The 15,234-nt window shown below is 69.9% G+C and carries 10 protein-coding genes; 6 read left to right on the top strand and 4 right to left on the bottom strand.

Translation table 11 applies throughout. The annotated features are described in order from the left end of the window. Window positions 1–425: 425 nt before the first annotated feature. Window positions 426–1,511, top strand: coding sequence for an acyltransferase (locus ABZ827_RS17610; RefSeq protein ID WP_357237992.1), 1,086 nt, complete (start codon window positions 426–428; stop codon window positions 1,509–1,511). Window positions 1,512–1,535: 24 nt separating this feature from the next. Here ABZ827_RS17610 and ABZ827_RS17605 read toward each other — a convergent pair whose 3' ends face one another. The 3 genes from ABZ827_RS17605 to ABZ827_RS17595 form a co-directional block, all read right to left on the bottom strand. Further along, complete coding sequence (locus ABZ827_RS17605) at window positions 1,536–2,738, bottom strand: DUF5685 family protein (RefSeq protein WP_357237991.1); 1,203 nt, start codon at window positions 2,736–2,738, stop codon at window positions 1,536–1,538. A gap of 123 nt (window positions 2,739–2,861) precedes the next feature. Next, window positions 2,862–3,485: a TetR/AcrR family transcriptional regulator gene (locus ABZ827_RS17600; protein WP_357237831.1), complete on the bottom strand. Its 624-nt coding sequence runs from the start codon at window positions 3,483–3,485 to the stop codon at window positions 2,862–2,864. Window positions 3,486–3,664: 179 nt separating this feature from the next. Further along, a complete protein-coding gene (locus ABZ827_RS17595; RefSeq protein WP_357237830.1) occupies window positions 3,665–4,831 on the bottom strand; it encodes a glycoside hydrolase family 3 N-terminal domain-containing protein in 1,167 nt (388 codons plus the stop codon). Between the two features lie 102 nt (window positions 4,832–4,933). Between ABZ827_RS17595 and ABZ827_RS17590 the strand changes: the two genes are divergently transcribed. The 4 genes from ABZ827_RS17590 to ABZ827_RS17575 all read left to right on the top strand — a co-directional run bounded on the left by ABZ827_RS17590 (window position 4,934) and on the right by ABZ827_RS17575 (window position 11,356). Further along, a complete protein-coding gene (locus ABZ827_RS17590) occupies window positions 4,934–5,446 on the top strand; it encodes a universal stress protein (protein ID WP_357237829.1) in 513 nt (170 codons plus the stop codon). A 39-nt stretch (window positions 5,447–5,485) separates the two neighbouring features. Next, the gene (locus ABZ827_RS17585) at window positions 5,486–6,592 is read left to right on the top strand and encodes an isochorismate synthase (protein ID WP_357237828.1); all 1,107 of its coding nucleotides are present in this window, start codon (window positions 5,486–5,488) and stop codon (window positions 6,590–6,592) included. A 274-nt stretch (window positions 6,593–6,866) separates the two neighbouring features. Next, window positions 6,867–7,037, top strand: a complete 171-nt coding sequence (locus ABZ827_RS17580) for a DUF2613 domain-containing protein (RefSeq protein WP_357237827.1) — start codon at window positions 6,867–6,869, stop codon at window positions 7,035–7,037. Between the two features lie 119 nt (window positions 7,038–7,156). Continuing rightward, a complete protein-coding gene (locus ABZ827_RS17575) occupies window positions 7,157–11,356 on the top strand; it encodes an alpha-(1->3)-arabinofuranosyltransferase (RefSeq protein WP_357237990.1) in 4,200 nt (1,399 codons plus the stop codon). Window positions 11,357–11,374: 18 nt separating this feature from the next. Here the strand turns inward: ABZ827_RS17575 and ABZ827_RS17570 are convergent, their stop codons facing one another. Further along, window positions 11,375–12,613 carry a polysaccharide biosynthesis protein gene (locus ABZ827_RS17570; protein ID WP_357237989.1) on the bottom strand — a complete coding sequence of 413 codons (1,239 nt, stop codon included), beginning with the start codon at window positions 12,611–12,613 and terminating at the stop codon, window positions 11,375–11,377. 615 nt (window positions 12,614–13,228) lie between these two features. On the opposite strand from ABZ827_RS17570, the gene ABZ827_RS17565 reads away from it, so the two are divergent. Beyond that, window positions 13,229–15,232 carry a hypothetical protein gene (locus tag ABZ827_RS17565; RefSeq protein WP_357237826.1) on the top strand — a complete coding sequence of 668 codons (2,004 nt, stop codon included), beginning with the start codon at window positions 13,229–13,231 and terminating at the stop codon, window positions 15,230–15,232. The last annotated feature ends 2 nt before the right edge of the window (window positions 15,233–15,234 follow it).

Below are 15,234 nucleotides of genomic sequence, written 5' to 3'. Positions count from 1 at the left end.
CCTGACACTAACAGCAGAAGTGTTACCCAGGCGCTGGCGAGGCCGGATTCCGACCCAAATCGGAGGGAGTCTAACGCGCATTGTGAAATACCGGTTTCCCCATGTCCGGAGCGGCGCGGCAGACTGTAGGCCGATGATGCGATACCTCCGCCTCCGCTACGGCCTCCGCGAACCGCATGAACCGGGTTCGAAGGAGGTCCGGTGATGCGATACCTCCTCCTTCGCTACGGCCTCCGCGGACCGCATGAACCTGGTTCGAAGGAGGTCCGGTGACCGGGGCCCCGACCACCGGCGCCGGAGACGCGCCCGTCCTCGGCCAGGACCTCCCGGCCACCGCGACGGACGACGCCCGCCTGCTCGCGTCACCGTCCGAACCGCCGGTGGCGGCGGCCCGTCAACGGTCCTTTCTTCCCGCGCTGGAAGGTATGCGCGGTCTGGCGGCACTCGGGGTGCTGGTCACCCATGTGGCATTCCAGACCGGAGCCACCGCGATCCCGGTTATCGGCCGGCTGCTGGAACGTTTCGATATGGCGGTCGCGGTGTTCTTCGCGCTGTCGGGCTTCCTGCTGTGGCGGCCGCACGCACTGGCCGCGCGCGGACTCGGCGACGCACCCACCGTCGGCGTCTACCTGCGACATCGCGTCGCGCGCATCATGCCCGCCTACTGGGTGGTGGTGTGCACGGTACTCATCCTGGTACCGGCGGCGGCCGATACGGCCGGTGTGCAGGTGTGGTTCTCCAACCTGCTGCTACTACAGGTCTTCATACCGCTCACGCTGACCGACGGGCTCACCCAGATGTGGAGCCTGTCGGTGGAGGTGGCCTTCTATCTGGTGCTGCCGCTGCTCGCCTGGTTGTTGCACGGCCTGCGCGGCCGGGCGGCCGCGGCCCGGGTACCGGCCGTACTGATACTGGGCCTGGTCTGTCTGAGCTGGAATTTCATCCCGGTACCGACTCCGGGCGGGATCCACGCGGACAACTGGCTGCCCGCCTATTTGCCATGGTTCGCCGGCGGAATGCTGCTCGCCGAGCTGATCTGCGACGAGCGGCGCGCCCGGTGGCGCCGGATCCTGGGCAATCAGCCACTGATGTGGGCGATCGCGACGGCGGCCTTCGTGGTGTCGGGGACCGATCTGGGTGGGGTCACCGGGTTGACGCGAGCCGAACCGTGGCAGTACGCGGCGAAGATGGGCCTGGGCGCGGTGGTCGGCTTCGCGCTGCTCGCCCCGCTGATATTGGGGCGGGTGGACAAACCCCATCGCTGGCTCACCTCGGCGCCCGCGGCGACTGTCGGGCGCTGGTCCTATGGCATCTTCATCTGGCATCTGGCCGTGATGTCGGTGATCTTCCCGATTTTCGGGATCATGCCCTTCCACGGCGATTTCCTGACGGTGCTCCTACTTACTGTGGCCTTCACGCTGCCGATCGCCGCGGCCAGTCACGCACTGGTGGAAGAACCCTGCAGACGGTGGGCGCGGCGTTTCGACCGGCCGCGACCGGAGCGGGACTGAATCCCGCCGCATGTCGTCGCCGGCTCAGCAGGAACAGTCGCAGCACTCACAGCACTCGCAACACTCACAGCAGCCGCCCCCGTCGCCGCCATCGCCCCCGCCGCAGTCCGGACAGCAGCTGGCGCAATCGCCGCAATTGCCGCAATCGCAGCCCCGGCTGAACCAGGACCCCCGCTGCTCGCCGCTGCACGGGTTGGTGTGGTCGGCGCAGCAGGCGTAACCCGTGCAGTACTGGGCGAATATCAGCTGGATCGATTCGCCCGCACCGGGGCGCCGGGGTGGGGCGAAGGGGCCCTGATCGGTGGAATTGCGGGCGCCCGGGCCGGATACCGCGCACCCGGTGGACGCGCCGGCCGGAGCGGCGACGATACCGCCGAGGCGGCGCAGTGCGGTGGTGAGCGGGTCCAGTAGGGCCCAGCGCAGCGACGGAACCCTGGCGAGCCCCGCCGTGCGCAGCGATTCGCGCAACGACCGGTCGGATTCCCGGATGAGATCGTAGGCCTCGGTGGGTGGTGTCGCGGTGGCGGCGAGCGGGTTGAAACGATCGGCGGCGGCGTCCGCGGTGTAGTCGGTGAGCGCGTCGGCGAGATGGGCGATCCGGCCGAACTCCGCGCCCGCCGTGCGCAGCGGATCGGCGTTGTCCGGGCGTCCGGCCAGCACAGCGGTGTGCGCGAAGAATTCGGCCGCGCAGCGACTGCTGGCGACGGTCAGGTCGTCGAGATCGGACCGGCCGAACGGACCGGGCGCGGCGGCGATGCGATATTCGGTATCGGCCTGCGCCTCGATCGCCGCGACCAGCGGTTCGATATCGAGGCCGATATCCGCGGCGTGGGCGTGCGCGCCCGCCGACCAACTGGTGGCGACCCGCCGCATGGGCCGGTGCAGCCGCGGCCGGGTATCACCGTCGTCGATATGGTCCTGCACCTTGGCCGAACCCAGTAGCAGCGAGGCGGTGGCGGCGAGCCGGACCGGGGCCGATGCCCCGACCGGTACCCGCGCCGTCCGCATACCACGCAGCGGGCAGGGTCCGGCCGTGCGCCGCGGAGCCGGGGTATCGGCCTGCGCCTCGGTCAGCAGACTCAACACGATCGCATCGGTATTGGTCGCGGCGCGTGCCAGCTGACCCCCACCGTCCCGCAGACCCAGGCATAAACCACACATATGGGATTGCCACAGCCCCGGGTCGATTCCGTATTTCGCCGCGCCGTGCCGGCACGGCCGCAACATTCCGAACACACTGCCTCCCCGCGGGCGCCGTCCTCCACGACGACCCGCTTTCGGCATAGAAATTACGGAGGGGCCCGGCACGGCGCAAACCGGCAGAAAACCGCGCCACCACGGTAATTCGGACTATTCGCCCGTTTCGGTACGCTCGCCGGATTCGGGTTTGCGCCCGGACAGACCGCGCCAGGCCAGCACGTCCAGCAGGTCCACCGCTTCGGCCACATCGATGCGCCCACTGGCGACGGTATCGGCGATCGCTTCCCCCGCACCGATCACGGCGACCGCGACGATATCGAAATTGGTCCCCGGCTCGGCGTGCTTGGCGCTGGACTCCAGAAGTTTGGCGGTCAGTTCGATAACCCGCTGGCGGGCGTTCTCGATCTCCGACGCGAACGCCTGCTGACCGAGGGCCTGCCGGTAGAGAACCTGCCAGGAGTTGCGGTGGGAATCGACGAAACCGAGAAAACCCTCGAGCGCTGTACGGAGCTGTTCGTGCGGGCTGAGCAGCGGGTTACCGGCCGGCGCGACCGATTCGATGAAACGCATACCCTCCCGCTGGATGCAGGCCCGGAAGAGTTCGTCCTTGGAGCCGTAGTACAAATACAGCATCGGCTTGGAAATCTCGGCCTGGGCGGCGATAGCATCCATGGAGGTCTCATGGAAGCCCTTGTGCGAGAAGACCTCGACCGCGGCGTCGAGCATCTGCTGCTCACGCACCGCCCTCGGAAGTCTTTTCGTACCGCCCGCCATCACGTTCTCCTACCGCAGTGAGCCCTCTATATTACTCCAAAGTAAGTTGACCAGGCCCGGAACCACCCACGACGGCGCATTCACGCCGCCGGGATTCCGAGGCAGTTCCGGGGAAGTCCGGGTCGATCGATCAGCGCCGCACCCGGGGCGCCGGCCCCGGGTGACCACCACGCGCCGGGTCAGCAGGCGCGGGGAATCCGCTTGTAATCGGCCATCCGCAACACCGAGGCATCCACCCGGTCCATCGGCAGACGGCCCGCGGCGACCGCGTCCTCCAGTTGATCCAGCACCTGCCCCACCGCATCGGTACTGATCCACAAGGCATTGTCGGCACCGGCCACCAGGGTGGCCTCGACCGCCTCCTCGATGGACAGCCGGTCGGTTATGGCCGCCATACCGCTGAGATCGTCGGTGAAGATCACGCCGTCATACGGGGCCGCCCCGTACCCGGAACCCTCCCGCAACAGGGACATGACCTCCGGACTGATACTGGCGGGCACCCCGGATGTGGTCAGGCCGGGCACGTCGAGATGGCCGACCATCACGGCCGAACCGGTGTCGATCAACTCCCGGAACGGCACCAGATCGCGGTCCACCAGTTCCGGCAGCGGCGCGACCTGAACCGCACCCAGGTGGGAATCACCGGTTCCGGCGCCGTGCCCCGGGAAGTGTTTGAGCACGGTCCCCAGGCCCGCCTCGTGCATGGCCCGGATATAGGCGTCCGCGTATTCGGTGACCACCGCCGGATCATCGGAGAACGAACGGTCGCCGATCACCGAATCGTCGGGTTGGGAGCTCACATCGATATCGGGCGCGAAATCGACCGTGATACCCAGGTCGCTCATGGCGCGGGCGCGCTCCAGGGTGGCGTCGTAGAACTCGTCGGCCGACATCGTCTCCGCTGTGGCACGGGCCGACGGGGCTGTCCCGATCAGGTCGTCCAGCCGGGAGACACGGCCGCCCTCTTCGTCGGTGGTGACCATCAGCGGAACCTTCGCCGCGGCCGTCACCTGCTGGAGCCCGCCGTCGGTAAGCATCGACAGATCGGTCCAGCTGCCGACGAAGATGCCGCCTACCTGATGGTCGCGCACCACAGCGAGCGCGTCGTCTGTATCGGCGACGCCGACGGTGAGCAACTGCGCCAGCTTCTCCCTGGTGCTGAATTGCCCCAGGTACTCGGCCGCGCAGTCGGACTCCGTATCGGGCGAGGGTGCGGGCGCCGCGCTCGTCGCGGCCTCCGGGGGGCTGCCCCCCTGAGTAGTTCCCGGGCTACCGCCGTCACCGCCCGAACAGGCGGTAACGATCATGGCGAGCACCGCGAGCAGGACGAACGGCATCTTCCGCATCGTTCGACGTTAGCCCGCGCGCCGTGGACGCGGAAGCTCGGCTCGGTTTCGGGAGGGAGGTAATCTGGAATCATCCGTCAGGACTCCGCCCCGGAGGTCGCCATGCCCTGCGATCTGATGCTCATCGCCTACGACGGTTCCGAACACGCGAAACGCGCGATCGAATACGCCGGCCGCTTCCTCACCGCCAACCGTGCGGTGGTGCTGACCGCCTGGGAGCCGATGGTGCGCCAGGCGGCGCGAATATCGGGGATCTCCGGGATGGTGCAGCCCGAATGGGTGCCGGACGAGGAGATGGAGGACATCGCCTATACGACCGCGCGCGAGATCAACGCCGAAGGCGTGCATCTGGCGGGACTGGCCGGACTGAACGCCGAGCCCCGCACCGAGGAATTCTCGGGCAGTGTGTGGCATGCGGTTGTCGAGGTCGCCGACGAGCTGGACGTCGACATCATCGTCGCGGGCACCCGCGGCGCCACCGGGTTGCGGGCGCTGGTGCACAGCAGCGTCGCCGACGCCGTGCTCAAACATTGTCACCGCCCGGTCTTCCTGGTCCCGCCGGTGCAACGGGCCCAGGCGCATGAGAACGGGCACAACCAACACGCCGTGAAGTAGCCCGCCTCCGGTGTCCGCGGCTCGGGCTACGGTCGGGATATGACCGGGTTCCTCCTGGCACGACCCGACAGCGTGGTCCGGGCGAGCGGAGTTCGCACCGAATACCGCGACCCGGGGCAGGCCGTCGACGCATTGCGCGGCGGCACCGCGGCGGTCGTCGGCGCGCTGCCGTTCGATCCACGCCGGCCGGCCGCATTGATCGAGCCCGCCGATCTGCGCCACACCGCGGGACCGTGGCGCCCGGCCGCACTTCCCGAACTACCCCGGATGCGCGTGGTGAGCGAACAACCGGTGCCGGACGAGCACCGCGCCCGGGTGGCGCGGCTGGTCGAAATCCTCGCCGACCCATCGCAACCGCTCGGGAAAGTGGTGGCCGCGCGGTCGGTACTGACGGCAGCCGATGCGCCCTTGGACCCGGAAACCGTCACCGCCTACCTGCTCACCGGGCACCCGCGCGCCAATATCTTCGCGGTGGATCTCACGCCCGCCGGGCGGACGGGCGCGACGCTGGTGGGCGCGAGCCCCGAAACCCTGGTCGAGCGCACCGGGAACACGGTCGGAGTGCACCCACTGGCCGGTACCGCGCCCCGGCTGTCCGACCCCGGAGCGGACAGCGCGGCGGCACAGCGTCTCGCGTCCAGCACGAAGAACCTGACCGAACACGCGTTCGTCGTCGACTGGATCACCGAACGGCTGCAACCGGTCTGCGCCCGGCTCACGGTCGCCCCGCGTGCGCAGCTCGTGGGGACTCGCGACGTATGGCATCTGGGCACCCCGATCCACGGCGTGCTGCGTGATCCGGCACCGAGCGCGCTGGAACTGGCCCTGCTGCTCCATCCGACCCCCGCGGTCTGCGGCACACCCACCGCGCAGGCCCTGGAGTACATCACCGGTCACGAGGAGGACCGCGGGTTCTACGGCGGTGCGGCCGGGTGGTGTGACTCGACCGGTGACGGATGCTGGGTGGTCGCGATCCGCAGCGCGGAACTGTCGGCCGACGGGCGCTCGCTACGCGCATACGCCGGCGGCGGCATTGTCGCGGCCTCGGACCCGCAGGCCGAACTGGAGGAGACCACCAGCAAACTGCGCACTCTGCTCGGCGCGCTGAACGTATCGGCGCCACCGAGTCGCGGCCCTGGCAGCTGAACCTCGGCACCGGCACCCAGCGAGGCCCCTGTCAGGCCGCCCCACCCCCTCACGTGCCGATCGGTGGTGCCGAGTCCAGCGAGGCCTTGGCGGTTTCGGCCCGTCCATGCCGTCAGTCCTCGAAGCGCATGCGGCGAAGCCGCGAGTCTCGAGGGCTGACGGCATGGACCGAGGGGGCCGAAACCAGCGCGCCGAAGGCGCGCCGATAAACACAGCACCGGGCGCTCCTGCTAGGTTGGCCGGGATACTGCCGCGTCTAGTTTGGAGTGCTGCGATGAAGTTTGCTGTCCCCGGTATTGCGAGCGCGGTGGGCGGTGCCCTGCTGGGCGCGATCGCGGTCTTCGCCATTACCGCAGCGCTGCAGCAGAACACTCGCCCCGAGGTGGACCGCAGCGGTAACGCGGACAGTTCGCTGCTGAACAACGTCGAATACGGCAAGCGCTGAGACCCACCCAGAACCCGTCCCGTCCCCGCCCGGCACTCGCGGCGGGGACGCCGAACGCCTGACCCACGGTGCCCGACCAGCCCGATCCCGCCGATACGCCCGGCTGTATTTTCGGCGCGCTGACGCGCGCGGGTTGGCGATCCGCTGCATGGTTCGCCGGATCAGTGGTTATCGCTCTCCTGCTCAGTTTCCTGCAGGCGCCCGGACTCACGGTCGCCGACACCAAATACGACCTGGCCGAGAACCCCCTCGGCTTCCTCGCCCGCGCCGCCCACATGTGGAGCAGCCAGGCCCCGATGGGTCAGGTGCAGAACCAGGCCTACGGCTATTTCTTCCCGCACGGCGCTTTCTTCGCGCTCGGTGACCTCCTCGCTGTTCCCGCCTGGGTGACCCAGCGGGTCTGGTGGGCGCTACTGCTGCTGGCCGGCTTCTGGGGTGTGATCAAGCTCTGCGAAACGCTCGGGATCGGCGGGCACGGCTCGCGGATCATCGCGGCCGCCGCCTACGCGCTCTCACCCCGGGTACTGACCACCCTGGGCTCGATCTCCTCCGAATCTCTGCCCATGATGCTGGCGCCGTGGGTGCTGCTCGCGCCCGCGGCCCTCGGCACCGTGTACCGGCGCCGAAGCCGCGGCGGTATGCGGTCGCCGGCCGGCAGCGCGCTGGCGCTGGCGCTGATGGGCGCGGTGAACGCGGTCGCCACGGTCGCGGCGTTCCTGCCCGCGCTGCTGTGGTGGGCCAGTTACCGGCCCAACCCTTCCTGGTGGCGGTTCACCCGCGCCTGGGTGCCGCTGCTGGTATTGGCGGTCGCGTGGTGGGCGGTACCGCTGCTGCTGCTCGGCCGGGTCAGCCCGCCGTTCCTCGACTACATCGAATCGTCCGGGGTCACCACACAGTGGGCTTCGCTGGGTGAGGTGCTGCGCGGCACCGACAGCTGGACCCCGTTCGTCTCGCCGGAACGCATCGCGGGCGCGGTACTGGTCACCCAGCCGGCCGCCGTGCTGGCCACCGGGCTCATCGCCGCCGCGGGGATGGCGGGGCTGGCCCTGCGGTCGATGCCCGGGCGCGGGCGGCTGGTTTTCATCCTGTGCGTCGGGCTGACCGGTATCTGCGCGGGTTATGTCGGACAGCTGGGTGGCCCGTTCGCCGAACCCATCCGCGTATTCCTCGATTCGGGTGGCGCGCCGCTGCGCAATGTGCACAAATTGGAGCCGCTGATCCGGTTGCCACTGGTGCTCGGTCTGGCGCAGTTGCTGGCCCGGGTGCCGCTGCCGGGTTCGGTGCGTGCGGCCCAATGGCGTGCCGCGTTCGCGAACCCGCATCGTGACCGCCGGGTCGCGGTGGCGATGTTGATCCTGGCCGCGCTCACCCTGTCCACCTCGCTGGCCTGGACCGGCAAACTCGCACCGCGCGGCGCCTACGACCAGGTACCCGCCTACTGGCAGCAGACCGCGGACTGGTTGCGCGACAATGCCGCCGATACCCGGGCACTGGTGGTACCGGGCGCACCGTTCGGCAGCCAGGTATGGGGGCTGACCAGGGACGAACCCATACAGGCGCTGGCCGAAACCCCTTGGTCGGTACGTGACGCCGTTCCGCTGACCCCACCCGGAACCATCCGGGCGATGGATTCGATCCAGCGGCTCGTGGCAGACGGCCGGCCGTCCGACGGATTGGCGGCCGCACTGCGCGGGCAGGGCATCGGAATACTGGTACTTCGCAACGACCTGGATCCCGATACGTCCCGGTCGACCCGGCCGCTGCTGGCCCACAGCGCGGTGGAGGGGTCACCCGGACTGGAGAAGGTAGCCGAGTTCGGCGGACCGATCGAACATGATTCCGGCAGCGACGATTTCGTTGTGGATGCCGATCTGCGACCCGAGTACCCCGCGGTCGAGATCTACCGGGTCGACGCCCCGGCCCCCGGCACCCCTGTCGAATTACGCAGCGGGACAGGCGCTCCCGCCGACCTGCCCGGTGCCTACAGTGTTCCACTGGCCTCGGTCCCGGTGGTGCAGGGCGGACCGGAAGTCCTGGAACGTCTCCACCGCGACCCCGCGACTTCACACGAACCGACCCTGCTGGCAGGCGATGCGGCCGCGGCGGGTCTGCCGGTGGGCCCGGTGACGGTGACCGATACACCGATGGACCGGGAAACCGATTTCGGCAAGGTCGACAACCACAACTCCGCGCTGCGCGCCCCCGGCGACGCGCGCCGCACACACAATCTGGTGCCCGACTACGCGGTACCGGGAGCCGAACCGGTCCGAGGTGATTGGACCGGGGCCACGGTCACCGCGTCCAGTTCGGCCGCCGACGCCACCCAGATCGGTGGTGTCGCCCCGGGCAATTCGACCGCGGCGATCGTCGACGGGGATCCCACCACCGCGTGGATAAGCAACGCGGGCGAATACGCACTCGGCCAATGGCTGCGGCTCGATATGGACAAGCCCTTCCGGTCGGGGCTGTTACGTTTCACGACCACTCCCGCCGCCATCGGCGACCCGGTGAAATGGGTGGAGGTACGCACCAACAACGGCAGTGTCTCGGCCCGGATCACCAAACCCGGCGAACCGGTATCGGTCGCGCTGCCGGTGGGATCGACCGACTGGGTGAAGATCACCGCCAGGCAGACCGAAGGTGGCAGTACCGGCGGACAGTTCGGTATCAGCGAACTCGGCATCGACGACTACACGGTGCGCGACGCTCCCGTCCCGGTCGATATACGGCACCGGACCGTCCTTCCGGCACCACCGCCGGGCGCGCAGGTCAGCGGATGGGATCTCGGACAGGAATTTCCCGGCCGCGCCGCCTGTTTCGACGCTCCGGACCGGATTCGCTGCGGGAAAGGCCTGGGGCTGGCTCCGGAGGAAATGGGTGCGTTCAGCCGCACACTGTCGGTGCCGGCTCCGGTTGCCGTCGATCCACAGCTCAGAGTCCGCCCTCGCCAAGGACCGGCGTTGGAGGCACTGCTGACCGACCCGGCACGACCGGTGGCACGCGGCGAATCCGATGTCGGCGATCTGCGCGGTTCGGCATTCGCCGCCACCGACGGCGACCCGCGCACCAGCTGGACGGCCCCGGAGGAATCCGCCCGCGACGCCAAGGGCCCGAAACCGACACTGACGATCGAACTCCCGGAGCCCACGCTGGTCACGGGCCTGGAACTGGCCCCCTCGCTCGGCGGGCTGCCGGCCGCCCCGACCTCGGTCGCGGTGAATCTCGGCAACGGGCCGCAGATACGCGAACTCGACGAACCCCATGAGGTTTCCCGGATCGACCTGCATCCCACGGTGACCGATCGGATCGAGCTGAGCATCCGCAGCTGGGAATCGGTCCTCGATACGACCGCCCTCGGCTACCACCAGGCCCAGCCCGCCGGGCTGGCCGAAGTGAACGTACTCGGTCCGCAGTACCCGCCGCCGGCGCCGGCGGACCGGCTGGTCACCGTCGGTTGCGATATCGGGCCGACCATCGCGGTGGGCGGCCGGCTGGTGCGCACCAGCGTCACCGCCACCGCGGGCGAATTACGCTCCGGCGACCCGGTTCCCGCACAGGTCTGCCCCGACCCCGGTGCGCCGCTCGCGCCTGGCACCGAAAGCGCCGCCGCCCAGCCGGTTTCCCTGCCGACAGGCGAAGTGGATGTGCTCGTCGCACCGTCCGAACTGTTCTTCGTCGACAGGCTGCGCCTGGTGAACACCCAGCCCCCGCCACCTGTCGCCGATACCGGGACCCAGCTACTGACCATGCCGCTCAGCACCAACGCCGGCTGGTCGGCGCGTACCGCGGACGGCCGGGAACTCGAGCCTGTCGTGGTCGACGGCTGGCAACAGGGCTGGCTGTTACCCGACGGCGCCACCGGACCGGTCACGGTGTCCTTCCCGATCGACAAGTGGTACCGCGTAGCGATATTCGGTGGTCTGCTCCTGCTCATCCCACTGCTCGTCCTCGCGATTCCGCGCGGGCCACGGGGCGCTCCCCGGACGCCGGTACCGGTGTGGCGCACGCCGTGGATACTGGGCGGCCTCGGGCTCACCGCGGCGGCGACACTGATCGCCGGGCCCGTCGGAACCGCACTCACGGTCGCGGGCCTGGCGGTTCTGCGGTTCGTCCCGCGGCTGCCGGGCCGCACCCTCACCGCCGTGGCCGGGTTCGGCACCGCGCTCTCCGCCGCCGCGCTGTCGACCGGGCCCTGGCGGATGCCCGGCGGCTATATGGGCGACTCGCTCTGGGTACAGGTGCCCGCCCTCATCGCGGTGATCGCGGTCGGTCTGGCGGCGCTACCGCGAATCACGCGGCAGCCACCGCCCGACGCATGAGCGAGTCGGGCGCGGAGGTCATCCCGGAGAGCCCTCGGGCAGGATCGACGGACAAACCCGCGCTGCCGAGCGGATCACCAGCACCGACACCAGCGCGGTAGTCGCCCCCGCGACGAGCGCGGCGGTCACGATGAGTCCGGTCACCGTGCTCGCCGTCACCATCAGGACCACCTCGAGCGCGAGACCCACCCACGCCAGCACTGCCAGCGCGGTCCGGTTCACCGCGATCGCCGAGAGCAGCGCACCCTGTAACACCGCCAATATCGCGCCGTGCAGCGCGAACAACCACAGCAGTCCCTCGATCGGGGCGTAATCCCGGCCGGCGAACAACGGGGCCAGTGGGGCCGCCACCGCCGCCCCCAGCACGGCGACCACACCGATACCGGCGAGCACCGCGAGCGCCGAACGCACCGCCGAGCCGGAAGACGCGGGCTGCGCCATCCGCGGATACAGCACCACGCCGACAGCTTGCGGCAACCAGAACGCGATCTTGGTAGCGATGGTGCCCAGGGCGTATCTGCTGGCATCGGGTTCCTCCAGCACGATCCGGACCACGATCAGATCGGCGGACGATAACGCCATCAACGCCGCCTGCACCTGCGCGGCCCGCAGCACCGCCGCCACATCCGCCAACCCGGACCGCACACCGGCGTCCACGCGTGCCACACCGGAACCTTCCGCCCCGGACAACACACCGCGATCCTCGACCGGACCGCGCCCCGGACCCGCCACCATGCGCCCGTACACCGCTGCCCCGGCGATACCGCCCGCCGCGGCCCACAGCGCCGCGGTGGCGCCACCACCGCAGGCCAGCACCACCAAGGCCGGCACCACTTTCGCGATACCGGTCACTCCCAGCACCACCGCGAGCCCCCGGAACCGTTTCTGGCCCTGCAACACTCCCTGCTCACCGGCCAGCACAACCAAGGCGGGCGCGGACCCCAACGCGGCCGCGGCCGCCGCGATACCGACTTCCAGCAGCGCACTCACCACCGGCACGAGCACCACCACCGCGGCCGCCACGAGCGCGGCGCATCGCCAGCGCAGAACACGCAGCGCCGCGATATCGGCCCCGTGAACGAGTTCCCGCGCCACCACGTTCTGCAAGGCCAGCGCCGGAACAGCGCACAGCAACTGGACGGCCAGCAGACTGGCGAATTCGCTGTAACCGGCCACACCGAGCCAGCGGCCGGCCAGTAACTGCAACAGATAGCTCGCGATATTCGCGGTCATCGCTCCCGCGGTGACCAGCGTCATGTCCGCCACGGCGGGAAGACGGCGAACGGACTGCACGCGGGCAAGTCTTCCACGGTGTATCTGTTGCGGTGCCTCCGGCGTCGCGGGGCGGGGGCGCTGTGTCCACCGCGCCGCCTCCGGGGCCGCGGGGTCGGGGCGCTGTGTACACGGCGTCGCCCGGCGTCGCGGGGTTGGGGGCCTGTTGACCCTGCTCTCGACGTAGACCGTCGGTGCTCGCTGCGTAGACCATCCGGTTCTCTACGTGGACCGTCCGTGAAGGGGCGGGCTGTAATTTTGGAGCCGCTCCGCGGCTCGAGGGCGGGGCCCTGTTAACCCGGTTCTTCACTCCCGGCGCTCAGTCGCTGCGCTCCTTCGCTCTGGTCGCTCCAGAACCGGGCGGGCCCCACCCGGGAAGGTTGACCAACTGAGAGGGTTGAGTGGGGTGGAGCCCGGGGGCTTCAGCTCTGCCGATCGCTGCGCACCCAGGGCGGGCCGACTTCGTGGATTGTGCTGCTGCCTTTCAGGGGCGATCGAGGGGCACTCGGGACACCGGGCCCTCGGCTCCGCGCTGAGCCGGTGCGGACCCGGGGTGGGCCCCGGGCGTGTCGGGTTGCGGCGAACGTAGGGTGACTCGCCGTGGGTACACGACGAGCGGGCCGGTGGGCGCGGTGGCTCCCGGCCGGTTACAGCTTGCTGCTCACGCTCCTGATCATCGGGCCGCTGCTGCCCCGGGGGTATCTGCTGCTGCGCGACGCGGTGAGCACCCCGCGCTCCTATCTCACTGATTCCGCTCTCGGTCTGGGCGATGCCGCGCCGCGGGCGGTGCCGCAGGATGCCCTGCTCGCCGTACTCTCGCCGATCGTCGACGGCGGATTGATGGTGAAGGCGATCCTGCTGGTCGCGCTCTGGGCGGCCGGGTACGGCGCGGCGGTATCGGTTCGCGATCTGTTGCGCGCTCCGCTCGCCGCGCAGCTGGTCGCCGCCACTGTCGCGGTCTGGAACCCGTACGTCGCGGAGCGGCTGCTGCAGGGGCATTGGAGTCTGCTCACCGGTTACGCGGCCCTGCCCTGGACAGTGCTGGCCGCCCTCCGGATTCGCGGCGCCGCGCGCCGCCGGATGCCGTGGGCGACGGCGGACGCCGACCGGGACGTACCGCCGGCGCCGGGCACAGACATGACCGCATACGGCCGCCGGTTCCGCTTGCCGCTCCCGCTTCGGCGGGCCGGCGCTCGGCCCGTTCCCGATGCCCGGTCCGCCGGTTTCCGAGAGTGGGCCGTACTGGCCGTTTGCCTGGCAGCTGCCGGTCTGACCCCGACCGGCGCGCTGCTCGCCGGGGTCGTCACCGTGACGGTGACCGGTGGGCGGCGGCTCTTGGGAGTCCTCGCGCTGATCGCACTGGCCTGTGCACCGTGGCTGATGGCTACCGCCGTCTCAGGGGTCGCGGCGGAACCCTCGGATCCGGCGGGTGTCCCGGCGTTCGCCGCCCGCGCGGAGCCGGGTCTGGGCACCCTCGGCAGCCTCGCCGGACTGGGCGGTATCTGGAACGCCGACGCGGTCCCCGGCTCCCGGGCCACACCGCTGGCGGCGGTCGCGACAATCCTGCTGCTCGTCGTCGTGGTGCTCGGAATACGCACAGTCCTCGCCTCGGACGGCGATCCCGAACGTACCCGGGCCCGCCGAGTCCTCCTGGCCCTCGCGGCAGTCGCGGTCGTCTTCCCGGCGCTCGCCGCGACCCCGGCGGGGCTGACCGTTGTGGAGTGGCTGGTTGTACACATTCCCGGCGCCGGACTGGTACGGGATACGCAGAAGTTCGTCGCTCTGGCCCTCCCGGGATATGCGCTCTGCGCGGCGGCAGCCTGCTCGGCCCCGGCCGGTCGACGTAACCGGCCGCTCGCCACATCCACCGACTCCCCGGCCGATCACCCAGATGTTTCCGCCGAGGCCGCGGATTCGGCCCGCGGCAGCGCACCGGGTTCGGCCCCGGGCACGGGGACAGCCGACTCCCGGGACCGCGACCGGCCTATGCGTTCCGCTCCCGCGCTGGCCGTTCTTTTCATCGGGATGCTCATCCTCCCGCTACCGGACCTGGGCTGGGGCGTGGGCGGGCAACTGCGCGCGATCCACTACCCGGATTCCTGGAGCGAGGTGGCCGCAGAATTCGACGGGCCCGGTGATATCGCGGTACTTCCCGGCGGGATGTTCCGCCGCTTCCCGTACAGCGGTTCCGCGCCGGTTCTGGACCCGGCGCCACGGATGCTGCCGCGTGACGTGCTGCAAACCGGCGCGCTCCCCGTCCACGGCCGGACCGTGGCGGGCGAGGGTAATCGCGCGCAGCAGGTCGAAGATCTGTTGCTCGCCGGCGGGGAGGCGAACGAACTCGCGCGGCTGGGCGTCGGATGGGTCCTTGTCGAACATGACACCCCTGGCCCGATGGGAGAGTCCGCCACCACCCTCGCTCAACTGGATCGGGTTCTCGGTACGGGTGACCTGGACCTCTACCGGGTTCCGGATGTGCGACCCCGGCCCGCACCGGAGCACCGAACGCTGGTGATCGGCGCACATATCCTGTGGGCGTTACTCCTGGTGGCGCCGCTGTTCATGGTTGTCTCCACGCGCATCGCACGCCTCCGGTCCAGCTGAGA

Origin of the sequence: Nocardia sp. NPDC019395, from assembly GCF_040632335.1 — a bacterium.
In the GTDB taxonomy this organism is placed as follows: domain Bacteria; phylum Actinomycetota; class Actinomycetes; order Mycobacteriales; family Mycobacteriaceae; genus Nocardia.
Note: the sequence above shows the minus strand (reverse complement) of the source record. Positions and strands in the feature narration are given on the sequence as shown.